The following is a 25,037-nucleotide window of genomic DNA, read 5'->3' on the forward strand; positions in this document are numbered from 1 at the left end:
CCCCACCTCCTCCTCCCCCACGTCCACCACCTCGCTCTCCCTCCTCCTCGCCCTCGTCCTGCTGCTCGTCGGCGGGCTCGCCCTCGGTCTCCCCGACCGGGCCGGCGCCGGCGTCGTCGCCGACTCGCTGATCTCGCAGGGCCGTCCGGCCACCTCGTCGTCCGTCGAGGACAGCACCTTCGGGCCGGAGAAGGCGTTCGACGGCAACTCCACCACCCGCTGGGCCAGTGCCGAAGGCATCGACCCGCAGTGGCTCCGCGTCGACCTCGGCCCCTCGGCGACCGTCTCCCGCGTCAAGCTCGTCTGGGAGGTCGCCTACGCGAAGGAGTACCGCGTCGAGATCTCGTCCGACGGCACGACCTGGACCCGCCTCGCCACCGAGACCGCCGGGAACGGCGGCACGGACGACTGGACCGGGCTGACCGGGACGGGCCGCTACCTGCGCGTGTACGGGACCGTCCGCGGCACCCCGTACGGCTACTCCCTCTACACGGTGGAGGTCTACGGCACCTCCTCGACCACGCCCCCGCCCGGCGGCGCGTTCACGGTCGTCGCGGCCGGCGACATCGCCGCCCAGTGCACCGCCTCCAGCAGCTCCTGCGCCCACCCCAGGACCGCGGCGCTCGCGCAGCGGATCGCGCCGTCCTTCTACCTGACCATGGGCGACAACCAGTACGACGACGCCCTGCTCTCCGACTTCCGCGCCTACTACGACAAGACCTGGGGCGTCTTCAAGGCGAAGACCCGGCCCGTGCCCGGCAACCACGAGACCTACGACCCGGCCGGTCCGCTCGCCGGCTACAAGGCGTACTTCGGCGCCGTCGCCTATCCGCAGGGCAAGCCGTACTACAGCTACGACCAGGGCAACTGGCACTTCGTCGCCCTCGACTCCAACTCCTTCGACGACCCCGCGCAGATCCAGTGGCTCAAGGACGACCTCGCCCGCAACACCAAGGGTTGCGTCGCCGCCTACTTCCACCACCCGCTGTACTCCTCCGGCGGCCACGGCAACGACCCGGTCTCCCGGCCCGTCTGGAGGATCCTGTACGCCGCCAAGGCCGACCTCGTCCTCAACGGCCACGACCACCACTACGAGCGCTTCGCCCCGCAGGACCCCGACGGGCGGGCCACCGCCGACGGCATGGTCGAGATCGTCGGCGGCATGGGCGGCGCGGAGCCGTACGACATCGAGACCGTCCAGCCCAACAGCCAGAAGCGGATCAGCGGCACGTACGGCGTCCTGAAGCTCGACCTCACCGACACCACCTTCACCTGGCAGTACGTCGGCACCGACGACCAGGTCAAAGACTCCGCCCCGACCTACTCCTGCCACTGATGTACGTCGCGACCACCGGTCGCCCGGACGCGCCGCCCGCCCCCTCGGGGGTCCGGCGGCGCGTCCCCGGCACCGTCCTCGCGCTCGGCACGGTCAGCCTCGTCACCGACGTCTCCTCCGAGATGGTGACCGCCGTCCTGCCGCTGTACCTGGTCCTCGGACTCGGCCTCTCCCCCCTCCAGTTCGGGCTGCTCGACGGCCTGTCGACCGGCGCGACCGCCCTCGTACGGCTCCTGGGCGGCGCCACCGCCGACCGCGGCGGCCGGCACAAGACGGTCGGCGGCCTCGGCTATGCCCTGTCCGCCCTCTCCCGGCTCGGGCTGCTCCTCGCGGGCGGGGCGACCGGCTGGATCGCCGGTGCCATCGGCGCCGACCGGCTCGGCAAGGGCGTGCGCACCGCCCCGCGCGACGCGCTCATCACCCTGCACAGTCCGCCCGAGGACCTGGGCCGCTCCTTCGGCACGCACCGGGCCATGGACACCACGGGGGCCCTGCTCGGGCCGCTGGCGGCCTTCGCACTGCTGTGGGCGACGGCGGACGCGTACGACGCCGTCTTCGCGGTCAGCTTCTGCGTGGGGGCGTTCGGGGTGGTGCTGTGGCTGCTGTTCGTGCCCGGCCGAGGGGGTGCCCCCGCCGTCGGCGCGCCGGACGGTCGGCGGGCGCGGCGCGCGCGGGGCGGGCTCCTGGCCGGGCTGCGCTCGCCCGGCTACCGGCGGATCGTCGTGTGTGCCGCGCTCCTCGGCGCGGCCACCATCGGCGACTCCTTCCTCTACCTGCTGCTCCAGCGCCGGCTCTCCTTCGACGCCACCTGGTTCCCCTTCCTGCCGCTGGGCGCCGCCGCCGTCTTCCTGCTCCTCGCCGTCCCGGCCGGCCGGCTCGCCGACCGCCTGGGGCACCGCCGCCCCCTGCTGTACGGGCACGGGGCCCTGTTCCTCGCGTACGGGCTGCTGCTGACGCCGCTGCCGGACATGGTCGTCCTGCTCGGCGTCCTGGCCCTGCTCGGTCTGTTCTACGCCGCCACCGACGGCGTCCTCATGGCCCTCACCGGCCCCTACCTGACCGAGGGGCGGCAGGCCGGCGGGCTCGCGCTCGTCCAGACCGCGCAGGCGCTCGCCCGGCTCGGCGCGGCGGTCGCGTTCGGCGCCCTGTGGACGGCGACCGGCCCGGAGACCGCGCTCGCCGCCGCCCTCGTCGCACTCGCCGTCGCCGTCTGCTGCTCCGCCCGCCTGCTCCCCCGGGGCGTCGCGGCCCCCGCCGGGCCGAGCGCCGCCGAGCCCTCCGAGAGGACCGACTGACCATGCCCGCCCTGACCGGTGCCTCCACCCGTACCCGCGTCTGGATCATCGTGCTCGCGCTCCTGCTGCTCGGCGGCGGCGCCACCGCCTACACCCTGCGGGCGGCCTCGGGCCGCGACGCCGCGGCCGCCGGCACCGCCGACTCCGGCTTCACCCTCGCCGCGGGCGGCGGCACGCTGTACGCGCGGGACACCGCGACGGGGCGCGTCGCCCGCGTGGATCCCTCCGCGCCCGGCGGACGGGTGGCGGGCGGCCCCGCCTGCGACCGCTTCCACGCGGCCGGGGGCACCGCGCTCTGCCTCCGGCGCCGCCCCGGCGTCCCGGCCCGCTCGTACGTCATCGTGCTCGACCGCGGGCTGCGCGAGGTCCGCCGCATGAGCCTGCCGGGCATCCCCAGCCGGGCCCGCGTCTCGGCGTCGGGGTCCATGCTCGCCTGGACGATGTTCGCGACGGGCGACTCGTACGCCCGCTCCTCCTTCTCCACCCGCACCTCCGTCCTCGACCTGCGCACCGGCTACCTGGTGAAGAACATCGAACAGATCCCGCTGACCCTCGGCGGACGCCGCTACCACGCGCCCGACGTCAACTACTGGGGCGTCAGCTTCGCGGCGGACGACAACCGCTTCTACGCCACGGTGTCCACGAACGGCCGCACCCACCTCGTCGAGGGCGACATGGCCTCCTGGTCCGCCCGGACCCTGCGCGAGAACGTCGAGTGCCCGTCCCTCTCCCCCGACGGCACCCGGCTCGCCTTCAAGAAGCGCGTCTCGGACGGCCCGCGCGAGCCGTGGCGGCTGTACGTGTACGACCTGGCCACCGGCCGCGAGCACCCGGTCGCCGAGCGGCGCGGCATCGACGACCAGGCCCTGTGGACGGACACCAGGACCCTCGCCTACGGCTACGGCGGCGGCATCTGGTCGGTCCCGGCCGACGGCGCGGGCACGCCCCGCCGGCTCGCCCCGGATGCCTCGTCCCCGACGCTCGCGGGCTGAACCCCGCCGGGCGACGGTCCCTACCTGGGGACGCCGTTCCGTACCGCCTCCGTGCCGGGCCGGCCGTCGACGAACGGCTCGGTCAGGTGCGGGGTGGCGAGGTGGAGGGTGTCCGCGGACCGGCCGTGGAGCAGGAGCTGTTCCCTTGATGCCCTCGCCCGGGCCGGGTCCATCTCGTGCGCGTAGGCGAGGTCGGGGTGGAGCAGTTGGATGGCGTGGACGAGCACGTCGCCGGTCACCGCGACGCGTTCGCGCCCGGCCTCGACGAGCACACTCTGGTGCCCCGGCGTGTGACCGGGCGTGGCGAGCACCCGCTCGCCTCCGCGCAGCGGCGTCTCGCCCTTGAGCAGCCGGAGTTGACCGGTCCCCCGGAGCGGGTCGATCAGGCTGGACCGCAACTGCGGGTTGACCGCCTCGATCGCGTCGAACTCCGCCTGCTGCAGCAGGTACTCGGCGTTCGGGAAGAACGGCCGCGCCTGCTCGCCTCCGACGACGGCCCAGCCCACGTGATCGGTGTGGAGGTGGGTGAGGACCACGGTGTCCACGTCGGACGGTTCGATGCCCGCGGCGGCCAGTGAGGCCGGGAGCGCCCCGGGCACGGGCGCCCAGGAGGCCGCCGGGCCGTCGGCCGGGCCGATGCCCGCGTCGACGAGCGTCACGCCCCGGTCGCCGCGGATGGCGAACGCGCGGAACCGGAGCCACCAGCGCCCGTCGGTGTCGAGCGCACCGGGGTCGAACCGGTCGGCCGCCGCCCACTGTTCGCTCGTGGCGTCGGGGAACGCCTCCGACCGGGCGGAGAAGAAGGGCCCCTCGCCGTCGGCGAGCGCGATGACGGTGTACGGGCCGACCTTGAGGGAGGGGATCATGGCCCCGATACTGCCACCGCCGGGCGCGCCTCGACCACCGGCGCGGTCGGCTTGCCGTCAGCCGGTCAGGCGGCGCACGAGGGCCACCGCCTCGTCCGTACGTCCGGCTCCGCAGGTGCGCAGGATCTCGGCGAGGCCGGGGTGGCGGGTCGCGAGGAGGTCGGCGGCGTCCAGGAGGTCGACGGCGCCCGTGGTCGAGGTGAGGAGTTCGCGCAGTCTCCGGACGAACCGGAGGTCGGCTTCGGGGGTGTGTCCGCCGCCTCCGGCGGGCAGGGCCGTCGGCACGGAGGCGCCCAGGGAGTCCTGGCCGGGGGTGCGGCTGGCCCGCACCTCGGCGAGCCGGTCCGCCACGGCGTCGGGGGGTACGGAGCCGGCGCGGACCTCGTGGGCGAGGTGGAGCGCGGCGGAGAGCCGGGCCGCGGCGTCGGGGTTGGCGATCCGGGCGCGCTGGCCGCGCATCACGAGGCTGAGCATGGCGGGCGAGATCCCGATGACCTCCGCGAGACCGGACTGGGTCACTCCGAACAGGGCGCACAGGTCCCGGCAGAGCTCCCCGAGGGGGGCGCCGTACCACTGACGCTGGAGTTCCAGATTGCGGGCTGTCGTGGTCTGGTCCATCCCGACACGCTAGGAGGGTCGATTGACACTTGTCAAAGGGAGTTTTCATATGTCAACCTCTCGACCGAAGGACACCTCTAGCTGATTGGTCGTCACCATGCCCTGGAAGCGCACCTCTTCGGTCATCGCCGCCACGCTCGTCATGGGCCTCGGACTCACCGCCTGCGGAGGCGACGGTTCCGACTCCAAGGACGACGCAGCCAAGCCCCCGGCCACGACCGCCCCCGAGAACCCCGCCTCGGACGCGCCGACCACGGAGGCGCCGGCGTCGGAGGCGCCCGCCGGAGACACCTCGCTCCCGCAGGACCTGCCGGAGGGGCTGCCGCTGCCGACCGGCCGGCTGACCTCGGTCACCGGCGGGAAGGGCGCCTACGTGCTGACCTACACCGTCGACGACCAGGCGTCGGCCCTGGACTCGTACCGCAAGGCCCTGGAGGGCAAGGGCTACACCGTCGTGGAGATCGCCGGCACGGTCACCGCCACCAAGGGCACGGACGCCGTCTCGGTCGCCGGTACCGGCACCACCCTCGTGGTCACCGTCTCCTCCTGAACAGCCGCCTCCCGCGCCGGAGTACGCTGCGGCGCATGGAGGCAGGGGGGATGCTCGCCGACCGCTACCGGCTCGTCGCGCCGATCGCGCGCGGGGCGCAGGGGACGGTCTGGCGGGCGGTCGACGCGCGGGCAGCAGGGGGATCGCGGGGTTCCGGGGCCGGGGAAGTGGCCGTCAAGGTGTCGGGAGACGCCGGGGTCGAGTCGCTCCTCAGGCTGGTCTGCGAGCAGTCCGTCCGGATCGGGCACCCGCATGTGCTCACCCCGCTCGACTGGTTCGTCCGCGCCGACGAGGCGTGGCTGGTGCTGCCGCTCGTCCGCGGCGGCACCCTGGCCGGCCTGCTGGCGGACTACGGAGAACTCCCTCCCCCGGTCGCCCTGTTGATCGCGGAACAGCTTCTCGACGCCCTGACGGCGGTGCACGCCTCCGGCCTCGTGCACCGCGACGTGAAGCCGTCGAACGTCCTGCTCGCCGCGACGGGCGAGGGCCGCCCGCACGCGTACCTGGGCGACTTCGGCGTCGCCCGCGTCCTGCCGCACCTCCAGCTCACCTCGCCCGGCTTCGTGACGGGAACGGCCGACTACCTCGCGCCGGAAGTCCGCGCGGGCGGCCCGAGTTCACCCGCGCAGGACGTGTACGCGGCGGGCCTGGTCCTCCGCGACCTGGGCGCCCCCGCCGCACTCGTCACCGCGATGACCGCCGTCCTCCCGGAGGCCCGCCCGACCGCGGCGGCGGCCCGCGACGCCCTCACGCGGGCGAGGCAGGCGCTGGGCCCGGAACGCTGGCCCGTGATCTGGGCGGACGACCCCTTCACCGTCCCCGACCAGTTCCCCGACGCCCCCGTCCCCGTCCGGTCCACGGACGCACCGGACACCACGACGACGGCCCCGACCGGGCGCCGCCCGCCCGGATGGCGGATGCCGGCGGCGGCCGGGGCCGCCGGGCTCGCCATGGCCGCTGCCCTGACTCTGACTCTGACTCTGACTCTGACTCTGACTACTGGGAACGGCGACGGCGACGCCCCCACTCCGTCACCGACCCCCGTCCCCAGCGACGCCGCCCGGGGCCTGCCGGACCCCGACGGCCCCACCCCCTTCACCCCGTGCGCACCGGAGGAGGCCCTCTCCGTCGGCTTCAGCCCCGAGGGCTACGCCCTCCTGTGCACCCACGTCGCCGGCACCCGCACGTACGAGTGGCGGCCCGCCCCTTGAGAACCCGCCGTCACCCGGCGGTCGGGACTCCCGTCGGGCTGAGCGCGTCGAGGGATTCCGGGACGGTCTGTCCGCCGTCCACGGTGAGGGTCTGGCCGGTGATGAACGCCGCCTCGTCGGAGGCCAGGAAGGCGACGGCGTGCGCGACGTCGGCGGTCTCGCCGATCCTGCCCAGCGGGATCGAGGCCGCCATCCTGTGCGCGTACTCCTCGCCCAGCGCGGTCAGCCCCTCCGTGCGGATGTTCCCGGGGAGGACGGCGTTCACGGTGATGCCCAGCGGCGCCAGCTCCAGGGCCGCTCCGCGCAGGAAACCGAGCTGCCCCGCCTTGCTCGCCCCGTAGTGGGACCAGCCGGTGTAGCCGGTGGTGGGGCCGGTGATGGAGGACGTCAGGACGACGCGGCCGCGGCCGGCGCGCTCCATCGCGGGCAGGCAGGCCCGGACGGCGAGGATGGAACCGCGCAGGTTGACGGCCAGGACCTCGTCGACGTCCGCCGCGGTCATCTCGCGCAACGGCTTCTCCGGGAAGATCCCGGCGTTCGCGCAGAGGACGTCGAGGTGACCGTGCCGTCGTTCCGCTTCGGCCGCCACCGCTTCGACGTCGCCCGCGTCACGCACGTCCAGGCCGAGCCCGGTGACCCGTCCGCCGGTGGACCGGACGAGTTCCGCGGCGACCTCACGGGCCGTCGCCTCGTCCCGGCCCGTGAGCACGACGGCCGCGCCACGGCGGGCGAACAGCTCGGCGATCCCCCGCCCGATGCCGCGGGTTCCGCCCGTCACGACGACGGACCGCTCGTGCCAGGGGGTGGTGCGGATCATGACTCGTTCACCTCGTCGTGCGTCGGCGGTCGCGATCACTCACCGTAGCCGAGGCGGCACCCGGCCCGCCCCCGGCTCACCTGAACGAAGGACGACGGACCACGACGGACTACGACCGCGTAGCGGTGCCGCAGCCGCTGTGACCCTTGCCCAAGGGGGCCGAGCGGTCGTACGGATCGACCGTCCTGCTGCCGTCCGGGCCGGCCGCCGGTGATCCCCCGCCGAACTCGGGGCGGAAGTAGCCGGTGGGAGCGCCGCACCCGCCGTTGGTCATGTGGAGCTTGTAGGACAGGAGCGTGAAGGTTCCCGCCTCGGTGGCGACCTTCGACGGATCGTCCCAGCTCACCACCGTCTCCCGTCGCACGACGACCCGCACGACCTCGTCGCCGCCGCCGGCCGGGGCGGTCGGGTACACGTACGTGACGTCGGCGGTCACCTCGACGGCTCCCCGCTCGCCCTCCCGGTAGGTGAGCCGGCCCCTCGTCCTGACCTCGTCGCCGACCAGGCGGGCCTGGGCCGGGTCGAAGCGGCTGAAGAGCATCAGCGGGTCGTGGTCCTCGCCCGGGGCGCTGAGGGCGGTGGTGACGAAGGTCGTGACGTCCTTCTGGTGCGGGTTCATCAGGGCGATCGCCTTGTCCGGGCGTCCGCCGCGCAGCACGGCGGGTTCCAGGCCGGACGCGGCGAGGAAGTCGCGGGTCCGCGCGAGCGCCCGCTCGACCTCCGGCTTCGTCATCCAGCCGGTGGCCTTCGCGGCGGGCACCGTGATGCCGGCGGTGCCGCTCGCCCAACGCGCCGCCGGCGAGCCGCGGAACGGCTCGGCGAGCGTGGCCCGCCCGTCGGGGTCGGCGGGCGGCGCCTGCTCCGGCCTCGCCGTCTCCTGCGCGAGCGGAGCACCCGTACCCCGGTCGTCGGACCAGCCGACGACGCCGCCCGGGTCCACCGCCACGACCAGCAGGGCCACCGCGGCCGCGAAGCCCGCCACGTACCAGCCCTTCCGTCGCCGGGGCCGCACGGACGCGGACGTGGGCCCACGCCACAGCGTCGGCTCCGCTGGTTCCGCGCGCAGCCCGGCCGCCGCCTCGCGGGCGCGCGCGGAGGGTTCCCTCGGCGCGGTCCCGGCGCCGTCGGCCGACGCACGCAGGAACTCCTCCCACACCTCGTCCGGCGGCGACGACCCGTCGCGCTGGCCACTCACGGCTGTACCCCCTGGTCTGCGTGCCTCCGGCCCTCCGCGAGGCCCTCCGCAAGGCCCTCGCATGATCGCACAGAGGAGCGAACCGCTCCGTCTCCGGAGGTCAGGTGCCGGTGCCGGTGACGGTGGTGCGGGGCGTCTCGTCGACGTGGAGGGTGAAGACGTCGGGGCGGGCGTAGTGGCCGGTGGTGTCGAGGTCGAAGCGGGCGCGGGCGAGGTCGTCGAGGTCGAGCTCGGCGGTCAGGATCCCCTCGCCGTCCCGCAGCGGCCCGGCGAGGACCTCGCCGAGCGGGGAGACGATGACGGAGCCGCCGCCGATCAGTACGGTGTCGGGCTCGTCGCCCTGCACGGGGTGGAGTTCGGCCGGCAGCCCGTCGCGCCGCAGGTACTGGCAGGCGCTGAGGACGAAGCAGCGGCCCTCCAGGGCGATGTGCCGCATGGTGGCCTGCCAGGCGTCGCGGTCGTCGACGGTCGGCGCGCACCACAGGTCGACGCCCTTGGCGTACATCGCGGTGCGCAGGAGCGGCATGTAGTTCTCCCAGCAGATCGCCGCGCCGAGGCGGGCCGTGCCGGTGTCGACGACGGGGAGCGTGGAGCCGTCGCCCTGCCCCCAGAGATACCGCTCGGCGGCGGTGGGCATGAGCTTCCGGTGCAGGCCCAGGTAACCGTCGGGGCCGAAGAAGAGCGCGACGCAGTACAGCGTCCCGCCCCGCCGCTCGACCGCCCCGACGACGGCGTGCACGCCGAGCTCCCGGGTGACGGCCGCCAACGTCTCGGTCTCGGGCCCCGGGACCTCGACGGCGGCGGCGTGATACCGCCGGAACAGCTCGCGGCCGGCGGGGGTCCGACTGCCCACGGTGATCCCGAAGTCCAGCCCCTTCGGGTAGCCCCCGACGAACGCCTCCGGCAACACGACCACCTCCGCTCCCGCGGCGGCGGCCTCGCGGAGGAGCTCCTCGGCCCGGGCCACCGCGCCAGCGGTGTCGAAGAGCGGGGCGGCCGCCTGAACGACGGCGACGGTCACGGTCCGGCGGGACTCGGGGGATGGCGTACGGGCGGTGGAGGTCATGCTCCGACGCTAGACGAACGGGCTGTCAGGAGCCGAGCCAGACGATGTTGAGGACGGTCAGGTGGTGCAGGGGTCTGTTCACCCAGTACGTGAGGGACAACTGGCCCACGGAGGCGAAGCGGACGTCGTGGCCCTCGGGGTCGTCGGCGTGCCACTGGCGGAAGCCCCACGGGTCGGTCGCCGCCGCGTCCAGGACGTCCCAGACGGTGTCCTCCACGTGATCGGGCAGGGTGTCGAGCACCTTGGCCGCCGTCGAGGAGAGACGGACCGCGTACGGGGCGCCGGTCACCGGCGCCTTCCTCGCAGTTCCGCCATGTCGATGGCGTCGCTGTCGTCGTAGCCGGAGGTGATGAACGCGTCGACCGCCGACGCGTGGGCGACGCGTCCCTGCCAGTCCTGGACGACCGCGTACAGCCCGGCGAGGGAGAACGTCCGCCGGGACTCCTCCAGCGCCGCCGTCCACTCCCGCTCGAACGCCACCACCCACCGCTCCGCACGGGCGCTGGAACGGAGCCGCGCGAGGAGCTCGGCCGGTGCGCCGGGCGCGGGCGCGAGGGGCGTGGAGGTCGTGGAAGGGGTGTGGTCGGGCTCCGCGCTCATCGGCACCTCCGGCGGGGGACGTGGTCTCGATACTGTACGCGCGGGGTGGGGGTGGCGGGGACGGGCAAGGTGGGAAAACCCTTCGTTCGGGGGTAGTTGGGGCGGAGGTGCCGGGTGGGACGGGCTGACCCGTGCCGCGAGCCCGGCGTCCGGACCGCCGCCGCGGCGGCCGCGTAGCGGTGCGCGTCGCTGCGTCCGAAGTGTCAGCCGCAGAGCGCGCTGGTCCTCAGGACGTGGACGGCGGTGCCGCCGAGGACGCCGAGGAGGGCGTTGCGCCGCCACAGGTGCAGGCCGGCGGTGACGGCGAGCGCCGCGGCGGCCCGGACCTCGGTGACCGGCAGGTCGCGCAGGCAGTGACGAGCAGGATGATCATCACGCCGGCGGGCATGCGCGTGTTCAGGTACTGCCGTTCGCCGCCCTGGCCCCGCCTCCTGGCGGTCATCCGGTGCCGGGCCAGCAGACCGGCGGTGAACAGGGCGAGCAGCGGGTGGCCGGGCCGCCGCGCGGATTGGCGTACGGCGTCGAGGGCGAGCACGGTGTCGCCGACTACGACGCCTGCGAGGCGTTCCTCACCAAAGTCTGTCGGCTGAATGCAGGCAAGGCGTACGGCCGGAGCAGACGAGCGTGTGCGCCGGCTGGACGGGCGTACGGGCGGGCGCGACGCGGTGGCGCGCGGCGATCTCCCGCGGGATCCTACCGAGGCGTTCCCGTACCACCGTCCGCCCTGAGGACCGGTCGGCCGCGGGTGCCTCGTTCTCGTCTCCACCAGGAGGAAGCAGTGTCATTCCCGCAACCGCTCACCCCCGAGGAGCGGCTCGCCGACGCGAAGAAGCGGCTGAGCCTCCCGCGTATCGTCGTGATCTGCGGCTCCACCCGCTTCATGACCGACATGGCCGAGGCCGACGTGCGGGAGACCGAAGCCGGAAAGATCGTCGTCAAACCGGGCTGTGACCTGAAGTCGCCGCACGAACTCTGGTCCGATCCCGTCGAGGCCGAGGCGCTGAAGGTGCGACTCGACGATCTGCACCGGGCGAAGATCCGGCTCGCTGATGAGGTGCTCGTGGTCGGCGACTACATCGGAGACAGCACCCGGGCCGAAATCGCCTACGCCCGGTCGCTGAGCAAACCCGTGCGGTTCACGCACCCCGAGGTCGACCCTGACGCCTGACATGTCAGCCATAGAACGTGATCTTGTCTGCTGGGGTGCGGTGGCGGCACAGGCGCCCGCTACTCGAGCCCTCCGGGACGGCGGGCCTCTCTGAGCTCGCGGATCCTGGCGGCCGTCATCGGTGTCCACTCCCGCCCCTCACCAGCGGCACGGAGGGCTTCCCCCACCTCGCTGAGCTTCGCGGAGGACAACACGCCCGCCCGCTCGACCAGGTCGTCCCGGGTCACGGTGGTCAGCCAGGTGCACGGAGTGAGACCTGGACGCGCGAACGCGAACCGCAACACGCCTTCGAAGGGCAGTCCTTCCAGGGCTCCTACGGACACTTCCATGCCCAGGCCGCCCATGTCGACGCCCGCCGGCGCGACGACCTGCATCGCCTGGTACCCGGATGACTCCTCGTCCGAGAGCAGCACGACCGGGCGCCGCTCGTCGAAGTCGACCCACCAGACCTCACCGCGTCGCATGTGTCCTCCGTCCTCCTGGCACGAGTCCGCGGGCGAACGCTGTGTGCCCGCGTGGGATGCGAAAGGGATGCGGCCGCGGCTGGAGTGCTGACCGACCGGCGCGGGCCACGAGGGGCGGTGGGAGCGGCACAGACGACCGCGTCGAACGGGGCGTCCGCGAAGGGGAAGCGGCGCATGTCAGCCGCTGCTGTACGCGGTTCCACGCCGCGCCGGGCAGCCTCGCGGGCCGCTCGGGCGGCGGCGCGGGGGCTGAGGTCGGTGCCGGTGACGCGGTGGCCGCGCAGCGCCAGGCCGACGGGCCGCGTACCGATGCCGCAGCAGCAGTCGAGTACGACCGCCCGCTCCTGACCGATGAGAGCGTCCAGGGCCCGTCCCCGACGGCAGACGTTCGCGTCCCGGTCCGCGTGGATCAGGTGGTGGTCGTCGGCCGGTACGTCGTACCACCGCGCCACAGAGGAGTCCCGCATGGCGCGAGACTACCGCTCCGAAACCTCCGCGTGCCGCCGCTCACGCGCCCCTGGTCGGGGCGTGCGACCCCGCCGCGTAGGCGGCCTTCCCGACGCCGCTCGCTTCGTCGGGCGGCACTCCTCCGATCCGCGCGCATGTCCCCTGGGGCAGCGGGCAGGCGCCGAGGAGAGTGAGTCGGCGGTGGCGGGGTCGGGGCCGCCGGCCCGGTGGTGTGTCCACCGGCCCCGGGAGGCGAGGGTGATCATGGGATTTCCGTTGCCCGACACGGTCGGGGACCTGAAGGCTCTCCTCGGCGAGGAGGTGGCCAGTCTGCGGTCTGCGGTCCGCCGTACCGCCGACCGGCCGGCCGCTCCCGTGCCCGGGGAGGAGGTCACCGCCTCGGTGCAGGCGCTCTCGCCGACTCCCAGCCTGCCCGTGCGGGGCGATTCCGAGAACGGCTGCCTGTGCAGTACGCACGACCGCGGCGCCACCGGTACGTGCTCCGTCCTCGACGCGATCCCGGCGTCCGCCGTGCTGCTCGAAGCGGTACACGACGAGAGCGGTGCCGTACGGGACTTCCGTATCGTCGCCGGCAACAGGATCCGGTCGGCCGAGTGGCTGGAGGCGCCGGACCGGCAGGTCGGGCAGCGGTTCCTGGAGGCCCGGCCGGGGGCGGCGACGAGCGGGCTGCTCGCGGGGCTCGCGGACGTCGTCGCGGGCGGCGGGCCGCTGGAGGGCCGGGTCGTCGACTACACCGAGCTCCGCCTGGGGCGGCTGCACCGCGCCCCGCTCCTCTACTCGGCCGCCCGCTGCGGCGAGCAGGTGCTGGCGACCTGGCGGCCGGTGCAGAGCCAGACCGAGCTCCTGACGATCGACGCCCAGTACCTCGCCTCCCTGGGGTGGGGCAACTGGGACCTGCTGTCCGGGAAGGTGACCTGGTCGGAGGGGCTGAGCCGGATCTTCCACGCCGAGATCCGGATGCCCTGGTCGCTGGAGCAGCTCTGCGACGCCCTGCTCCCGGACGACCTCACCGCGTTCGCGGAGTTCCTCACGTCCGTCCTCGCCGGGGAGGAACCGGCCTGGACGCGCATCCGCTTCCTCGTCCTCGGCGAGGTCCGCACGCTCGACCTCCTCGGGCGCCCGGTCGCCGGGACCGACGGCCGGCCCTGGGCGTTGAACCTCGTGGCCCGTGACCTCACCCCGCAGATCCGCAGCCGTCGCAGGCTCGCCGAGACGGAGCGCGAGTCCGACCGGCTCCGGCGTCAGGCCCGCGTCGAACGGCGGGTGGCGGACGCCCTGCGCGAGGCGCTGCTGCCGACGCACTCCGAGGCGCTGGCCGCGGTCGGGCTGACCGTGGCGGCCTCGTACGCGCCCGCCGAACCGGACGCGGCCGTCGGCGGCGACTGGTACAAGTGCCGGCTCCTTCCCGACGGGCGGGTCCTGATCGCCATCGGCGACGCCGCCGGCCACGGCCTCGACGCCGTCGCCCGCATGTCGCAGCAGCGCCACGCCCTGGCCGGCCTCGCCCAGACCGGGGCCTCGGCCGGCGAGATCACGACCTGGCTCAACGAGCTGGTCTGCAGCGACCCGAGCGAGCAGACCGCCACCATGGTGACCGGCCACATCGACGACGCCCGCGACCTCCACTGGGCCGACGCCGGCCACCCCGCCCCGATCCTCCTCCGCGACGGGCGGGCCCAGCCCCTCCACACCAGCGAACGCGGGCCCCTGCTCGGGGCGTTGCCCGGCTACGCGTACCAGACCACCACGACGCACCTGCGCCCCGGCGACCTGCTGCTCCTCTACACGGACGGCATGGTGGAGCGGAGGGGCGAGGACGTCACCAAGGGCATCGCGCGCCTCGCCGATCTCGTCGCCGCCGTCCCGGACGCGGCGCCCCAGGACCTGATCGACGCGATCCTCGCCGACCCGGAGCAGCAGTCCGGCCACGACGACGACGCCTGCATGCTGGCCATCCGCGTCGACTGACGCAGCGCCCGCCGGGCGCCCTTCTTGACCGAGCGGGCCGCCTTTCACCAGGAGGGCCGTCTTTCACCGGCAGGGGCAGGAAGGTGGCGAATCCGCTCCCCGCCGCCCGCACCACTCGCTAGCGTGGCAGTCTCGGCGGAAAGGGGACAGAAGTGACGCTGACGGTGGGCTTCCGGCTGGGCAACGACACCCTCACCCGGCAGGTGACGGTCCTGGTGACCGAGAGCGGCGTCCTGCACCGGGCCCAGGGCCTCTACGGGAAGCTGCCGCGGATCGCCCCGCCCGTGCCGTCGGTCGCGCTGACGACCCCCCTCCCGGACTTCCGGGGCGAGAACCCGCTGGCCCGCCCCATCGCCGACCTGCGCCAGCAGCACGCCTCGTACACGCGCAAGGGGTACGACCGGATCCTCATCCCGCCGTCGGTCGTGCGCGTGGACGTACGCGAGTACCCGCCCCGGCCCGCGGTGCGCCATCGCGAGCTGATCCACGCGTTCGTCGACGCGGCGCCCTCCACGCCCCAGTCGCTCGAAGCGGCCATCACGGCCTTCCGCACCGCCCTCGGGCTGCCCTCCCGGCCCGAGCGCGTCGTCGGCGCGGCCGTACCCCGCCCCAGGGAGCTCCCGCCCCGCGTCGCCGCGATGCTGCGCACCCTGGCGCACGGCTCCCCCCTCACGCCGTCGCGGCGCCTGCCCGTCGGGTGGACCGTGACCGGTCAGGGCGTACGGCTGCGCGTCGGAGCGATGGGCGAGGTCCTCGACCGGGCGGACGTGATCGAACTCCACGCCGCCCTGAACGCGTGGCTGCTCTTCACCAGGGACGGCGGGCAGCCGGCCCCGGAGAGCGGGGACCGGTCAGGCCCCGCTCGGCAGGGGCCGACCCGATCGGGTTCCGCCTGACGGGTTCGGCGCGGCCGGGGCGAGGGGGCCGGCGGCGAGGTGGGCCTCGATGCGCGTGATGGTCCGGGCGTTGTCCTCGAACAGGTGCGCCTGCATGCCGACCGCCCGCGCCGCCTCGACGTTGACCGCGACGTCGTCGACGAACAGGCAGTCCTCCGGCCGCACGTCCAGGGCGGCGCACGCGGCGTCGAAGGCGCGCGGGTCGGGCTTCTCGATGCCGATCTCGTGCGAGTAGACGATCCGTTCCACCAGTTCGTCGAAGCGGTACAGCGTCGTCTCCCGCTCCCGGGCGCCGACGAAGCTGTTGCTGAGGATGCCCAGCCTGCAGCGTCCGCGCAGCCCTCGGACGTAGTCGATGAGCTCCTCGTTCGGTGTCCCCAGGTACTCCGTCCAGAGGTCGGCCATGAAGGCTTCGACCTGTGGGGCGTCGAGCTCCAGCCGCGACGCCACCGCTTCGTGCACGTCCCGCTCGCCGATGCCGCCGAGGCTTCCGGCCCGCCATATGTCGTGCATCCGCGCGTGCACGGTTCCTCGCGGCAACTCCAGGCGCTCTTCCCAGCGTTGCACCCATCCCGTGTCCGGCGTGAACTCCAGCACGCCGCCGATGTCGAGCACGAGGCAGGTCTGGGTCACGTCGGTCATGTGCGTCTCCTGTCGTCGGGGGAAGGGCGACCCATCCGCGCGGCCAGGAACCCCTCGGACTTGTTCGGCGGACGGGGCCGACCGGATTCGAACCGGCGTCCTCGCGGTTTTGGAGACCGCGCGCGTCGACCTCTGCGCTACGGCCCCGTCCGCCGGGCATCCTACGAGAACGCCCTGCGGGACATCTGGACGGCCGGTGGGACAGGAGTTCGCCGCACCCACTAACGTACGCGCGGGTAACACGTGGGCGACGGTGTCGCACGGGGTGAGGGGAGCGGGCCATGGACCGGCAGTGGAGCCTGGAGGAGAGCGTGGTGGTCGACGCTCCGCCCTCGGTCGTCTACGGGTTGGTGTCGGACCTCCGGAACATGGGGCGGTGGAGCCCGGAGTGCCGGTCCGTGTGGGTGCTGCGGCCTCCGGCGCGGGCAGGTTCCCGGTTCGTCGGGTTCAACCGGCGCGGGCTGTTCGTGTGGCCGACGTTCGGACGCGTGACCCGGGCGCACGCGGACAGCGAGTTCGTCTTCGACATCAGCGCGTTCGGGCTGCCGATCGCGCGCTGGGGCTACCGGTTCGAGCCGGCGGGCTCGGGCACGCGGGTCACCGAGTTCTGGCAGGACCTGCGGACCGAGGGGTACCGCGCCCGGATCGCCGTACTCCTCGGAGTGCTCTTCGCCGGAACCGACACCGCCCGCCGGGCGGAGGTCAACCGGGCCGGCATGCGCACCACCCTCGAACGCATCGCGCGGACGGCGACCGCCGGGGCCTGAGGGCCGGGCGCCCTCACCGGCGGCCGTCACCCGGCAGGCCGTCCCCCGGCGGGCCGTCCCCCGGCGGGCCGCGGACCGACAGGACGCGGACCGGCCGACGTGCGGTACAACACGCAGCGGCGCAGCGGACCTTCGGGGACGCTCGGGTCCTCGAAGTCGTCGGCGGGGTTCCGGGTCATGCCGATCCTGCGCATCACGGACTGGGAGCGGACGTTGCCGACGGTCGTCGACGCCAGTACCTCCGGCAGTCCGAGGACGTCGAAGCCGAAGGTCAGGCAGGCCCGGGCGGCCTCGGTGGCATAGCCGTGTCCCCATGCCGAGCGGGTCAGCCGCCAGCCGATGTCCACGCCCGCGAAGGGCATGTCGTCGCCCACCACGTCCAGGCCGACGCGGCCGATGAACGCGCCGGTGGCCCGCACCTCCAGGGCCCACCAACCGAAGCCCCGCGCCTCGAAGTCCGCCCGCATGCGCGCCACGACGGCGTCGCTCTGCGGGCGGGTGAGCGGGTCGCCGAGGTGTTCCCGGACTTCGGGGTCGGCGTTCATGGCCGCCCACGGTTCGAGGTCGGACTCGCGCCACCGGCGGAGCAGCAGACGTTCGGTGCGCAGTTCTGTCATGCCGGCCAGCCAACGCGATCGGGGCTCGGGGTGTCGATCGGTTTACGGCGCTGTCGCGGTCCCGCAGGTCGGGTCGTCGATCGCGGTCACGGTGTACGGGGGCCGGCCCGGCGGCTCGTCGAGCTGGCTGTTGACGACGTAGAGGCGGCAGCCGTGTCTGGCGAGTGTGGTGGGCAGGTCGAAGGGTTCGTCCGTGAGGCGGTGGGTCACCGTGCCCGTGCGCAGGTCCTCGTCGAGCCGGGCGATGTAGACGCCGTGCGGGGCGCCGTAGTTGAGGACGGCGTAGAGGGTCCGGCCGCGCAGCACCATGCCGTCGGCGCCGAAGGACTGGTCGCCGAGGTCGAGTCGGCTGACGTCCTTGTCGGCGGTGGCGATCCGCCAGACGGCCTCGGTGCCGTTGGACGCCACGAGGAGGGTGGTGCCGGTCTCGTCGGCGACGATGCCGTTCAACAGCCAGTAGCGGGCCGGGAACTGGGGGAACGCGGCGCGGATGTCGAGCCACGGTTCGAGCGGACCGAGCGTGTCGCCCCGGAGCTCCGCCCGGTGGATGACCGGGTTGGCCCAGTCGGTCACGTACACGGCGTCCTTCGTCACGGCCAGGTCGTTGAGGTGGGGCGCGCCGAGCGGTCCGTCCTGGGCCGTGCGGGTGGCGAGGAGGCGCCCGTGGCGGTCGTGGACGGTCAGGGTCGCGCCTCCCACGGACAGGAGCCGGCCGCGCCGGTCGGTGTGCACGCCGAGGGTGCTGGGCCGGTCCGCGAGGCCGCGTGCCGGGAACGGCTTCAGGTCCGGGGCGCCGACGCGGCCCCGGTAGAGGGTGCCGAGGCCGTCGGAGGACACGTACATCGTGCCGTCGGGGGTGACCGTGATCCCTTCGGGCAGCACGCCGGCCTCGCGGGTGACGACGTACGTGTCGGGCAGTTCGCGCGCGCCGGCGGGGGCGGGCGCGGCGGCGAGGGTCGTGAGGAGGATGGTGGCGGCGAGGCAGGCGGTGCGGGTGGTGCGGGCGGGCATACGGCGCATCGGTGCGACCTCCGGCGGTAGTCGGCGCAGGGGCGGGGGTGGGTGTCGACAGGAGCGTGCCGGGCCCTCGTGCGGAGCGCACTGCCTTTCATCCCTGGGTGAAAGGGTCCGCCGGGCGGATAATCGGTCGGCATGATCCGTCTTCACTTCACGGCCGCCGATCTGTGCCGGATCACGCTCGCTCCGGCGCCCAACGCGCTGTCGGAGACCGTGCTGAGCGTGCGGGCGGCGCTGGGGCCGGGGCCGGGGCCGCGCCCGGGTCCCCGTCCGCGGTCCGCCGTCCGGGAGTGGCGCCGTTCCCTGCCGGGCGGCGCGGTGGCGCGGGCGGGTGTGCTCGCCGAGTTGGTCGCCGGGGACGGCTTCGTACCGGACTTCCTGCTGCAGCCGACGGCCCCCGGCTTCGCCGACGGTCTGGCGGCGGCCGCGTCGACGCCGGCGGACCGGCTGGCACTGGATCTCGGCATCCCCGAGGTCTCCGGCTGGAACGGCGGTCTGGCCCGGCCGGGACGGTGGGCGCACGAGCTGGCGCAGGGGTCGCCGGCCGCGCTCCGCGCCCTGCTGGACGACGCCCGCCGCTCCTTCGAGTCGTCGGTGGAGCCGCTCTGGCCCCGGATCCGCCGCGACGCCCTCACCGACCGCGCGCTGCGGTCGGAGATGCTGCTGCGCGGTGGTGTCGACGCCCTGCTGACGACGCTCGGGACGACCTGGCGGTGGCAGGCGCCGACGCTGCACCTGCCGTCGGCGTCGACGTACGACATCCCGCTGTGCGGGCGGGGGCTGCTGCTCGTCCCCTCGTGGTTCGCGACGGGGCCGATGGTGATGTACCGCCCCGAGGCGGCGACGGTCCTCGTCTACCCGCTGTACGACTCCGGCGCCGCCGAGTCGTCCGACGAGCGGCCGGAGGCGCTGGCGGCGCTGCTCGGCGGCACCCGGGCCCGGATCCTCGGCCTGCTGCGCTCACCGGCCACCACGACGGCACTCGCCGAACGCGCGGCCGTCTCCCTCGCGGCGGCCAGCCAGCACGCGGCGGTCCTGCGGGGCGCGGGCCTGATCGACACGGTCCGTACGGGGACGGCGGTGCTGCACAGTCTCACGCCCCTCGGGCAGGCGTTGCTGGCGGGGGCGGCGGCCGTCTGAGCGTGTCCCCGCGTGAGGCGGAGCCCGGCCACCCGGGCAGGCCCCGCCGGGGCGTCAGGAGCCTGCCGTCGGGAGGCTCAGGAAGAGGTCGAAGTAGGTGCCGACCGACAGGAGCAGCCCGAGGCCGCCCAGGACGGCCCCCGCGACGGCGACGGCGCGGACCCACACCGGACGCCGGGGCAGGGTCAGCACCAGGACGGCGACGATCACGGCGAGGAGGGCGAAGACGCCGTTGACCAGCGCGGTGCTGTGCCAGGCGTCGCCGTAGATCTCGCTGATCTGCTGGGCGGGCGTGCCGCTCCCGGAGGTCTTGATCTGCCCGACGAGCGTCTCGCGTTCGGCGACGACCCTGCCGGTCCAGGTGCCGGTGAGGGCGACGACGGACAGGGCTGCCGAGACGACGGCAGCGGCGGCGGCGCCGACGCCGCCGGCCCCCGGCAGGGAAGCCGCGCCCTCACCCTCGTCCCGCGCATCGCCCTCGTGGCCTTCGTCGCCCTCGTCCCGCGCGTCGCCTTCGTCGCTCCCGTCGCTCCCTTCGCTCTCGTCGTCGTGCAACTCGTCGAGCGGCTTCGCGCCGTCGTCGACGGCAGCGTCCTCGACGAGGTCGCTCTCCGGGCGCGCTGGCGTCGCTGCCGTCGCCTCGGTCTTCTCGGTCGTCTTCGTGTCCATGCGGCGCACGCTAGGCGCCCCACATGAGAGCCGCCTTAAACCGGTCGCCCGATCCGCTCGGGCGGCGCGGCGAGGGTGCCGGCCGTTCTGGCGCCGTCATGATCGCGGCGGCCCCGGCGAAGGGGATCGCGGTGAACAGGCGGGCGCGCCGGCTCAGGGCCATGGGGAGCCATGGCGTCGCCGGCAGGCCGAGCACCGGCCCGCCGCCGAGCGCGGCGGCCGCCGCGAAGCCGGCCACGCACGGCGCCGACCTCCCGGCCTTCGAAGGCCATTGACACCTGAGACGGCTGTAACAGAAGCTGTTGCGACAAGGGGGTGGTGACGATGGCGGCGAACAGCCGACTGACCATCGCGACGCACGCGTTGGCCTGGCTCGCGCTGGCGCGGCGCCGTGGCCAGGAGGTGCTCACCTCGGAGCAGGTCGCGGCGAGCGTCAACACCAACCCGGTGATCATCCGGCGCAGCCTCGGCGACCTGCGGCGAGCCGGCCTGGTGGAGGTACGTCACGGCGCCGGCGCGGGCTGGAGCCTGGCCCGCGCCCCCGAGCGGATCACCCTCCTGGAGGTGTACGACGCCGTCGACGCGCAGCCGCCGTTCGGCCTGCACCGCACCGAGCCGAACCTGGAGTGCCCGGTCGGCCGGGGCATCCGGCCCGCCCTGAGCGGGGTCTACGGCCGCGTCGAGGCCGCCCTGCGGCAGGAGCTGGCGGCGACGTCGATCGCGGACGTCCTGCGCGAGTCGCTGGCGAACTGACCGAAGGCCGACGGGCGTTCGCACCGCCGGCCGGTCGCCATGCCGCTTGTTGTAACAAATTCTGTTCCAGCAATCGAACGAGGAGCAAGAGTGGTGGAAGCCCCGTGGTGTCCCGTCGTCGAACTGCGGCAGTACACACTGCGCCCCGGACGCCGAGACGACCTGATCGACCTGTTCGACCGGGAGTTCGTCGAGTCCCAAGAGGCAGGGGGAGCAGCCCTCTTGGGACAGTTCCGCGACCTGGACGACCCCGACCGGTTCGTCTGGCTCCGCGGCTTCGCGGGCATGGCTTCCCGCACCGAGGCCCTGGAGCGCTTCTACGGCGGTCCGGTCTGGGCGGCACACCGCGACGAGGCGAACGCGACGATGATCGACTCCGATGACGTGCTGCTGCTCCGGCCCGCTTCGGCGGCCGGCGGGTTCCCCGTACCGGTCGGCACCCGGCCCGCCCCCGGGGAGCCGGCGCCCCTCCCACCATCGCTCGTCCTCGCGACGATCTGGTACGGACACGGTCCGTTCGACGCCACGTTCGTCGAGTTCTTCGAGGAGCGCGTACGCCCGGTCCTCTCCGAGACCGGCTGCGAGCCCCTGGCGTACCTCCAGTCGGAACACGCTCCCAACACCTTCCCCGCGCTGCCGGTACGGCTCGGCGAGGAGGTGTTCGTCTGGTTCGCGCGCTTCACCGACGAAGCCCACCTCGACCGGCATCTGGAGCGCTTGGAGCAGGCGGACCGCTGGCGCGAGGAAGTACTGCCGACGCTCTCCGCACGTTGGGCGAGGGCGCCGCAACGCCTTCGGCTGGCACCGACCCGTCGTTCGACGCTGCGGTAGCGCCCACGGAGGTCGGCTCAGGGACGCGCTCCAGCCGCCCTCGGCGGCGACCCGCAGGGCCCCCTGGTGCAGATCGAGACCGCGGGCCGCGGTCGGCGTTCCCACCTGGGCGAGCGGGCCCTCGCCCTCGAAGGCGGCGGTCCGGAGGCGGAAGGCTTCCGGCTCGACGCAGCTGACCGTACGCGGCCGCCAGCGCCCCGGAGCGGGCGCGTCGGGGCGGGGCGGGGCGGCAGGGCGAGTTGGAGCTGCGCGACAGCCGGGCGCTCCACCCAGTGGCCGGTGTGCGCCGCCGTCCAGGAGGCCATGACGAGCGCGGCCCGTGACGGCGTGCCGCACACCGGCGCGCCGGCGGCGAGGGAGGGCGGCGTCCGGTCGGCGGGCCCGCGGCGCCTCGATGAGGTCCGTTCGCCCCGCCTCCCTCCCGAGGACGCGGGCGAACCGGCGGGCGAGGCGGGGGCCGCCCCGGGCGGCCCACCCCAGGACGACCTCACGGAAGGCCGCCTCCCGGCCGTCGGCGTCAACGTGCGCCCCGGCGGCGAGGATCGCCTCTCCCGCCCCCGAAAGGGCCCGGCACAACCCGCGCACGGGAACGCGGTCCGCGTGTTCGGGGTAGCGCACGGAACGCAGCTCCCCCCTCACGTGACGCAGCAGCGTGGCGGCCGCGCGCGCGTCGGATCCCAGGTCTCCGCCGGGCGGCTGACGCGGACGACCGGACCGGCCGGTGCGAGGAGCGTGACCGCGTCCGCGCGCCGACCGGCGGCCGACAGGTGCCATGAGCGGTCGTCGAGGTGGCACTCGCCACCGGCCGCGCGGAGCAGTCCACCTCCGTCGAGGAAGACCCGGATCTCCCGCGATCCGGCGTCCAGGGTCACTCCCCCTGTCCCGGAGGGAACGAAGTCGACGTCGCCGACCCGGTCCAGCCACACGTTCAACAGGGCGGGGGGCGCAGGCTCTTCGACGGCGAACCCGCGGTCGACAACGAGCTGGAGGAGGGCGGTCAGCCGGCTTCCGCCCCGCTCCACGGTCAGATGGCGTACGGTCGCCGTCGCCAGGTCGTCGTCGGCGCCCGGCTCCTCCACGTGCTCCGCCTGCCGCCGCCTCCGCCATCCGTGCCACCGAACGGTCCAGCAGCGTCGCCGGCACGGACACGGCCGAATCCGAACGCGTCGGCGAGCGCGGCGCGTCGGGCACGGGAGAAGCCGGGGTCGTCATCCCGCGATGCTCGCAGACGACGCCGTCCGCCCGCCGCGCACCGTGCGCTGCGGGACCAGCTGACGCGCCCGCGACCCCGAGCGCGTTTCTGCGCGGGCTACCGCCCCCGCGCTGCGGCCTCGGCCGCGGCGTACGAGGAGGCGAAGGTGAAGGCGCGCGGGGACGGCCCGTGCGCCCGCAGGTCCGCCAGCCGCTCCAGGGCCTCGCCGACGGTCGGGACGTGGCCGGCGGGGATCCACCAGAGCACCAGGTGCGCCTCGACGTGCCGCTCGAACCAGTCGCGGCGCCGCCGCATCACCTCCAGGTGCCCGCTGCGGTAGGTGAAGTCCCACAGCGCCTCCTGGGACTCCCACACGGAGAGGTTGACGATGACGTTCTCGCCCGCGGGGCGCAGCCCGGTGGCGTCGTCCGTCCCGTCCTCCACGAGCCGCCACACGAAGCCGGGCGCGCTGTCGGCGGCGGCGTTGACCGGGTCGAGCATCTCGACGAAGGGAGCGATGCGCGGGTCGTCGAGGGGGTGGAGGAGCGTGGCCACGTTGAGCTGGGCGAGGTGGACGGCGGGCACGGCGGGCGGGGATGCGGTCATGGCCTCATCCCAGCACGGCGCACTTTTCTATGTCAATCTTGATTGTTTTTAGAAGCCTCGACCACCACACAGCACTCCCCCGGCCGGGCGTCCATGCGGGCCCGAACGGGGCCGTCGGCACCGATCAGCCCTTCGATGAGCGCGAGGTTCATGCCGCAGACGAGCGGCGGAAAGCGTTCGGCCACGGCATGGAAGGGGCAGTTGCGCATGCGGATGACGGACGAAGCGTCCTCGCCGACACCCTCCCCCTCCCGGCCGGCGGCTTCGAGGTGCGGCTCGTAGCCGCGCGCGGCCAGCATCGCCATGGCTTCCTCAAGGCCCGCGCAGGGCTCGTCCGAGCCGCGCAGGGCCTCGCCCCGGCGGCGCGCGGCCGCGCTCAGCCCGACGTCGAGGCCGGCCTGTTCGGCAGCCTCGGCGAGCAGTTCGGCCGCCGTCCGGTAGTCACGGCCCGGCAGGGACACCGACCGCTCGCCCGGCGCCCGCGTGTACACCTTGGCGGGACGCCCCGCCCCCGGCCCCGACCGACCCGAGAGGCGGCGGCTGCCGCTCTCCAGCAGCCCGGCCCCGGTCAGCCGGTCCAGATGGTGCGCGGCGAGCGTCCGCGCCACCCCGACCGCCTCGGCGGCCTCGTTACGCCCCACCTCGCGGCCCTGCGCGACCACGTACTCGTAGAGGCGGCGGCGCACCGGATCCTGCAGCACCGCGATCGCGTCGATGTCCTTCATCCAGGCATTCTAGTGACAACGCAGATGGGAAATAGAAGCCCGGGCAGGGCGGAGTAGCCTGCTGCCGGGTTCTCTCAGACTTCCGTGACGAGTGGAGCGACCCACAGCCGGGGGCATGGCGTGCGCGTGCACAGAATCGTCGTTCCCGTCCTCGCCGTGATGGCGGTGGCGACGGGGTGTTCGTCGTCCGAGGACGGGGCCGACCGGCAGCGGTCGACCGAGTCGCGGCAGCTGTACTGCACGGCGCTGGGCGTGTGGCAGGACGCGTCGCGCGCCGAGGGCGCGAAGACGCCGGACAGCGCGGCGTACCAGAAGATCGGCCCGGCCGCCGAGAACGTCTACGCCGCGACGAGGCCCCTCCGGGACGAGCACGTCACGGGAGGCCGCACCCTGGCCGAGGAGACCTCGCTGGCGGTCCGGCTCGGCGACGTCGAGGCGGAAGGCCGTGTCTCGGACTACTGCCAGGCCGCCGGTTTCGAAACGCTGCTGGGGTCACCCCCTCTCGGTCTCTAGCTCCCGGGATCGGGGGCCGGTTCCGGCCGCGGTGGCGTCGGCGTGCCGGGCGGGA

29 protein-coding genes, 1 tRNA gene and 2 pseudogenes are annotated in these 25,037 nt (G+C 74.2%); 13 read left to right on the forward strand and 19 right to left on the reverse strand.

Features of this window, described 5'->3' with window-relative positions; genetic code table 11:
* The 3 genes from IF73_RS0131945 to IF73_RS0131955 all read left to right on the forward strand — a co-directional run.
* Positions 1-1,336: discoidin domain-containing protein (locus IF73_RS0131945; protein WP_051717519.1), on the forward strand; the 1,336-nt coding region annotated here is incomplete at its 5' end.
* A complete protein-coding gene (locus IF73_RS0131950; RefSeq protein ID WP_031013997.1) occupies positions 1,336-2,631 on the forward strand; it encodes an MFS transporter in 1,296 nt (431 codons plus the stop codon). The genes IF73_RS0131945 and IF73_RS0131950, both read left to right, overlap by 1 nt.
* A gap of 2 nt (positions 2,632-2,633) precedes the next feature.
* Positions 2,634-3,623, forward strand: coding sequence for a TolB family protein (locus IF73_RS0131955; RefSeq protein ID WP_031013998.1), 990 nt, complete (start codon positions 2,634-2,636; stop codon positions 3,621-3,623).
* A gap of 20 nt (positions 3,624-3,643) precedes the next feature.
* Here the strand turns inward: IF73_RS0131955 and IF73_RS0131960 are convergent, their stop codons facing one another.
* Together IF73_RS0131960 and IF73_RS0131965 are read right to left on the reverse strand one after the other, a co-directional pair.
* Positions 3,644-4,489: an MBL fold metallo-hydrolase gene (locus IF73_RS0131960; protein ID WP_051717520.1), complete on the reverse strand. Its 846-nt coding sequence runs from the start codon at positions 4,487-4,489 to the stop codon at positions 3,644-3,646.
* Between the two features lie 57 nt (positions 4,490-4,546).
* Entirely contained in the window at positions 4,547-5,107 is a 561-nt protein-coding gene (locus IF73_RS0131965) for a helix-turn-helix domain-containing protein (protein ID WP_031014000.1), read from the reverse strand.
* 97 nt (positions 5,108-5,204) lie between these two features.
* Here IF73_RS0131965 and IF73_RS41650 point away from each other — a divergent pair, with 97 nt between their 5' ends.
* Together IF73_RS41650 and IF73_RS38930 are read left to right on the forward strand one after the other, a co-directional pair.
* Positions 5,205-5,657, forward strand: coding sequence for a hypothetical protein (locus IF73_RS41650; protein WP_199806755.1), 453 nt, complete (start codon positions 5,205-5,207; stop codon positions 5,655-5,657).
* A 35-nt stretch (positions 5,658-5,692) separates the two neighbouring features.
* Positions 5,693-6,868, forward strand: coding sequence for a serine/threonine-protein kinase (locus IF73_RS38930; protein WP_078868367.1), 1,176 nt, complete (start codon positions 5,693-5,695; stop codon positions 6,866-6,868).
* 10 nt (positions 6,869-6,878) lie between these two features.
* On the opposite strand, the gene fabG is transcribed toward IF73_RS38930, so the two are convergent.
* From fabG to IF73_RS42340, 6 genes and pseudogenes are all read right to left on the reverse strand, one after another.
* Positions 6,879-7,685, reverse strand: a complete 807-nt coding sequence (gene fabG, locus IF73_RS0131980) for a 3-oxoacyl-ACP reductase FabG (protein ID WP_031014003.1) — start codon at positions 7,683-7,685, stop codon at positions 6,879-6,881.
* 109 nt (positions 7,686-7,794) lie between these two features.
* Positions 7,795-8,880, reverse strand: coding sequence for a hypothetical protein (locus IF73_RS0131985; protein WP_031014004.1), 1,086 nt, complete (start codon positions 8,878-8,880; stop codon positions 7,795-7,797).
* Between the two features lie 100 nt (positions 8,881-8,980).
* Positions 8,981-9,946 carry a nitrilase-related carbon-nitrogen hydrolase gene (locus tag IF73_RS0131990; RefSeq protein WP_031014005.1) on the reverse strand — a complete coding sequence of 322 codons (966 nt, stop codon included), beginning with the start codon at positions 9,944-9,946 and terminating at the stop codon, positions 8,981-8,983.
* Between the two features lie 25 nt (positions 9,947-9,971).
* Complete coding sequence (locus tag IF73_RS0131995) at positions 9,972-10,235, reverse strand: hypothetical protein (protein WP_031014006.1); 264 nt, start codon at positions 10,233-10,235, stop codon at positions 9,972-9,974.
* Complete coding sequence (locus IF73_RS0132000) at positions 10,232-10,546, reverse strand: DUF6247 family protein (RefSeq protein WP_031014007.1); 315 nt, start codon at positions 10,544-10,546, stop codon at positions 10,232-10,234. The genes IF73_RS0131995 and IF73_RS0132000 overlap by 4 nt, the downstream gene beginning before the upstream one ends.
* A 203-nt stretch (positions 10,547-10,749) precedes the next feature.
* Positions 10,750-10,952: pseudogene (locus IF73_RS42340) on the reverse strand (AzlD domain-containing protein); the annotation flags it as partial.
* Between the two features lie 372 nt (positions 10,953-11,324).
* Between IF73_RS42340 and IF73_RS0132010 the strand changes: the two are divergent.
* Entirely contained in the window at positions 11,325-11,714 is a 390-nt protein-coding gene (locus IF73_RS0132010; RefSeq protein WP_031014009.1) for a hypothetical protein, read from the forward strand.
* Positions 11,715-11,773: 59 nt separating this feature from the next.
* Here IF73_RS0132010 and IF73_RS0132015 read toward each other — a convergent pair whose 3' ends face one another.
* Both IF73_RS0132015 and IF73_RS42655 read right to left on the reverse strand, forming a co-directional pair.
* Positions 11,774-12,178: a type II toxin-antitoxin system PemK/MazF family toxin gene (locus IF73_RS0132015; RefSeq protein WP_031014010.1), complete on the reverse strand. Its 405-nt coding sequence runs from the start codon at positions 12,176-12,178 to the stop codon at positions 11,774-11,776.
* Between the two features lie 185 nt (positions 12,179-12,363).
* Positions 12,364-12,645, reverse strand: a pseudogene (locus tag IF73_RS42655) (methyltransferase domain-containing protein); the annotation flags it as partial.
* 244 nt (positions 12,646-12,889) lie between these two features.
* On the opposite strand from IF73_RS42655, the gene IF73_RS0132020 reads away from it, so the two are divergent.
* Together IF73_RS0132020 and IF73_RS0132025 are read left to right on the forward strand one after the other, a co-directional pair.
* A complete protein-coding gene (locus IF73_RS0132020; RefSeq protein WP_031014011.1) occupies positions 12,890-14,614 on the forward strand; it encodes a PP2C family protein-serine/threonine phosphatase in 1,725 nt (574 codons plus the stop codon).
* Positions 14,615-14,766: 152 nt separating this feature from the next.
* Complete coding sequence (locus IF73_RS0132025; RefSeq protein WP_031014012.1) at positions 14,767-15,510, forward strand: hypothetical protein; 744 nt, start codon at positions 14,767-14,769, stop codon at positions 15,508-15,510.
* Here IF73_RS0132025 and IF73_RS0132030 read toward each other — a convergent pair.
* Both IF73_RS0132030 and IF73_RS0132035 read right to left on the reverse strand, forming a co-directional pair.
* Positions 15,466-16,152, reverse strand: a complete 687-nt coding sequence (locus tag IF73_RS0132030) for an HAD family hydrolase (protein ID WP_420706596.1) — start codon at positions 16,150-16,152, stop codon at positions 15,466-15,468. The two genes, IF73_RS0132025 and IF73_RS0132030, sit on opposite strands and share 45 nt — an antisense overlap.
* 72 nt (positions 16,153-16,224) lie before the next feature.
* A tRNA-Trp gene (locus IF73_RS0132035) sits at positions 16,225-16,299 on the reverse strand.
* Positions 16,300-16,433: 134 nt separating this feature from the next.
* On the opposite strand from IF73_RS0132035, the gene IF73_RS0132040 reads away from it, so the two are divergent.
* Positions 16,434-16,919 (forward strand): SRPBCC family protein, encoded by a 486-nt coding sequence (locus IF73_RS0132040; RefSeq protein ID WP_031014014.1) that lies wholly within the window; start codon positions 16,434-16,436, stop codon positions 16,917-16,919.
* A gap of 26 nt (positions 16,920-16,945) precedes the next feature.
* Here the strand turns inward: IF73_RS0132040 and IF73_RS0132045 are convergent, their stop codons facing one another.
* Both IF73_RS0132045 and IF73_RS0132050 read right to left on the reverse strand, forming a co-directional pair.
* On the reverse strand, positions 16,946-17,536 hold the full coding sequence (locus IF73_RS0132045) for a GNAT family N-acetyltransferase (protein WP_051717524.1): 591 nt from the start codon (positions 17,534-17,536) through the stop codon (positions 16,946-16,948).
* A gap of 42 nt (positions 17,537-17,578) precedes the next feature.
* Positions 17,579-18,556: a hypothetical protein gene (locus IF73_RS0132050; protein ID WP_078868368.1), complete on the reverse strand. Its 978-nt coding sequence runs from the start codon at positions 18,554-18,556 to the stop codon at positions 17,579-17,581.
* A gap of 132 nt (positions 18,557-18,688) precedes the next feature.
* Between IF73_RS0132050 and IF73_RS0132055 the strand changes: the two genes are divergently transcribed.
* Entirely contained in the window at positions 18,689-19,693 is a 1,005-nt protein-coding gene (locus IF73_RS0132055; protein ID WP_031014017.1) for an ArsR/SmtB family transcription factor, read from the forward strand.
* 54 nt (positions 19,694-19,747) lie between these two features.
* Here the strand turns inward: IF73_RS0132055 and IF73_RS0132060 are convergent, their stop codons facing one another.
* Positions 19,748-20,362 (reverse strand): hypothetical protein, encoded by a 615-nt coding sequence (locus tag IF73_RS0132060; RefSeq protein WP_051717528.1) that lies wholly within the window; start codon positions 20,360-20,362, stop codon positions 19,748-19,750.
* Between the two features lie 10 nt (positions 20,363-20,372).
* The gene (locus IF73_RS0132065) at positions 20,373-20,600 is read right to left on the reverse strand and encodes a hypothetical protein (protein WP_031014019.1); all 228 of its coding nucleotides are present in this window, start codon (positions 20,598-20,600) and stop codon (positions 20,373-20,375) included.
* An 86-nt stretch (positions 20,601-20,686) separates the two neighbouring features.
* On the opposite strand from IF73_RS0132065, the gene IF73_RS0132070 reads away from it, so the two are divergent.
* On the forward strand, positions 20,687-21,115 hold the full coding sequence (locus IF73_RS0132070; RefSeq protein WP_031014020.1) for an Rrf2 family transcriptional regulator: 429 nt from the start codon (positions 20,687-20,689) through the stop codon (positions 21,113-21,115).
* Between the two features lie 90 nt (positions 21,116-21,205).
* On the forward strand, positions 21,206-21,946 hold the full coding sequence (locus tag IF73_RS0132075; protein ID WP_234338402.1) for an NIPSNAP family protein: 741 nt from the start codon (positions 21,206-21,208) through the stop codon (positions 21,944-21,946).
* A 635-nt stretch (positions 21,947-22,581) separates the two neighbouring features.
* Here IF73_RS0132075 and IF73_RS0132080 read toward each other — a convergent pair.
* From IF73_RS0132080 to IF73_RS0132090, 3 genes are all read right to left on the reverse strand, one after another.
* A complete protein-coding gene (locus IF73_RS0132080) occupies positions 22,582-23,025 on the reverse strand; it encodes a hypothetical protein (RefSeq protein ID WP_031014022.1) in 444 nt (147 codons plus the stop codon).
* Positions 23,026-23,255: 230 nt separating this feature from the next.
* Positions 23,256-23,744: a DUF3291 domain-containing protein gene (locus IF73_RS0132085; protein WP_031014023.1), complete on the reverse strand. Its 489-nt coding sequence runs from the start codon at positions 23,742-23,744 to the stop codon at positions 23,256-23,258.
* A gap of 32 nt (positions 23,745-23,776) precedes the next feature.
* Positions 23,777-24,469 (reverse strand): helix-turn-helix transcriptional regulator, encoded by a 693-nt coding sequence (locus IF73_RS0132090; protein ID WP_031014024.1) that lies wholly within the window; start codon positions 24,467-24,469, stop codon positions 23,777-23,779.
* Between the two features lie 120 nt (positions 24,470-24,589).
* Here IF73_RS0132090 and IF73_RS0132095 point away from each other — a divergent pair, with 120 nt between their 5' ends.
* Positions 24,590-24,982: a hypothetical protein gene (locus IF73_RS0132095; RefSeq protein ID WP_031014025.1), complete on the forward strand. Its 393-nt coding sequence runs from the start codon at positions 24,590-24,592 to the stop codon at positions 24,980-24,982.
* Positions 24,983-25,037: the final 55 nt, after the last annotated feature.

This window comes from Streptomyces sp. NRRL F-5727, from assembly GCF_000719555.1.
GTDB lineage: Bacteria > Actinomycetota > Actinomycetes > Streptomycetales > Streptomycetaceae > Streptomyces.

What these genes read in the sequence shown, in the direction of transcription:
- IF73_RS0131950 (WP_031013997.1), top strand. Translation starts at nt 1,336, where the DNA reads ATGTACGTCGCGACCACCGGTCGCCCGGACGCGCCGCCCGCCCCCTCG.
- IF73_RS0131955 (WP_031013998.1), top strand. Translation starts at nt 2,634, where the DNA reads ATGCCCGCCCTGACCGGTGCCTCCACCCGTACCCGCGTCTGGATCATC.
- IF73_RS0131960 (WP_051717520.1), bottom strand. Translation starts at nt 4,489, where the DNA reads ATGATCCCCTCCCTCAAGGTCGGCCCGTACACCGTCATCGCGCTCGCC.
- IF73_RS0131965 (WP_031014000.1), bottom strand. Translation starts at nt 5,107, where the DNA reads ATGGACCAGACCACGACAGCCCGCAATCTGGAACTCCAGCGTCAGTGG.
- IF73_RS41650 (WP_199806755.1), top strand. Translation starts at nt 5,205, where the DNA reads ATGCCCTGGAAGCGCACCTCTTCGGTCATCGCCGCCACGCTCGTCATG.
- IF73_RS38930 (WP_078868367.1), top strand. Translation starts at nt 5,693, where the DNA reads ATGGAGGCAGGGGGGATGCTCGCCGACCGCTACCGGCTCGTCGCGCCG.
- fabG (WP_031014003.1), bottom strand. Translation starts at nt 7,685, where the DNA reads ATGATCCGCACCACCCCCTGGCACGAGCGGTCCGTCGTCGTGACGGGC.
- IF73_RS0131990 (WP_031014005.1), bottom strand. Translation starts at nt 9,946, where the DNA reads ATGACCTCCACCGCCCGTACGCCATCCCCCGAGTCCCGCCGGACCGTG.
- IF73_RS0132000 (WP_031014007.1), bottom strand. Translation starts at nt 10,546, where the DNA reads ATGAGCGCGGAGCCCGACCACACCCCTTCCACGACCTCCACGCCCCTC.
- IF73_RS0132015 (WP_031014010.1), bottom strand. Translation starts at nt 12,178, where the DNA reads ATGCGACGCGGTGAGGTCTGGTGGGTCGACTTCGACGAGCGGCGCCCG.
- IF73_RS0132020 (WP_031014011.1), top strand. Translation starts at nt 12,890, where the DNA reads ATGGGATTTCCGTTGCCCGACACGGTCGGGGACCTGAAGGCTCTCCTC.
- IF73_RS0132030 (WP_420706596.1), bottom strand. Translation starts at nt 16,152, where the DNA reads ATGACCGACGTGACCCAGACCTGCCTCGTGCTCGACATCGGCGGCGTG.
- IF73_RS0132040 (WP_031014014.1), top strand. Translation starts at nt 16,434, where the DNA reads ATGGACCGGCAGTGGAGCCTGGAGGAGAGCGTGGTGGTCGACGCTCCG.
- IF73_RS0132045 (WP_051717524.1), bottom strand. Translation starts at nt 17,536, where the DNA reads ATGACAGAACTGCGCACCGAACGTCTGCTGCTCCGCCGGTGGCGCGAG.
- IF73_RS0132050 (WP_078868368.1), bottom strand. Translation starts at nt 18,556, where the DNA reads ATGCGCCGTATGCCCGCCCGCACCACCCGCACCGCCTGCCTCGCCGCC.
- IF73_RS0132055 (WP_031014017.1), top strand. Translation starts at nt 18,689, where the DNA reads ATGATCCGTCTTCACTTCACGGCCGCCGATCTGTGCCGGATCACGCTC.
- IF73_RS0132060 (WP_051717528.1), bottom strand. Translation starts at nt 20,362, where the DNA reads ATGGACACGAAGACGACCGAGAAGACCGAGGCGACGGCAGCGACGCCA.
- IF73_RS0132070 (WP_031014020.1), top strand. Translation starts at nt 20,687, where the DNA reads ATGGCGGCGAACAGCCGACTGACCATCGCGACGCACGCGTTGGCCTGG.
- IF73_RS0132085 (WP_031014023.1), bottom strand. Translation starts at nt 23,744, where the DNA reads ATGACCGCATCCCCGCCCGCCGTGCCCGCCGTCCACCTCGCCCAGCTC.
- IF73_RS0132090 (WP_031014024.1), bottom strand. Translation starts at nt 24,469, where the DNA reads ATGAAGGACATCGACGCGATCGCGGTGCTGCAGGATCCGGTGCGCCGC.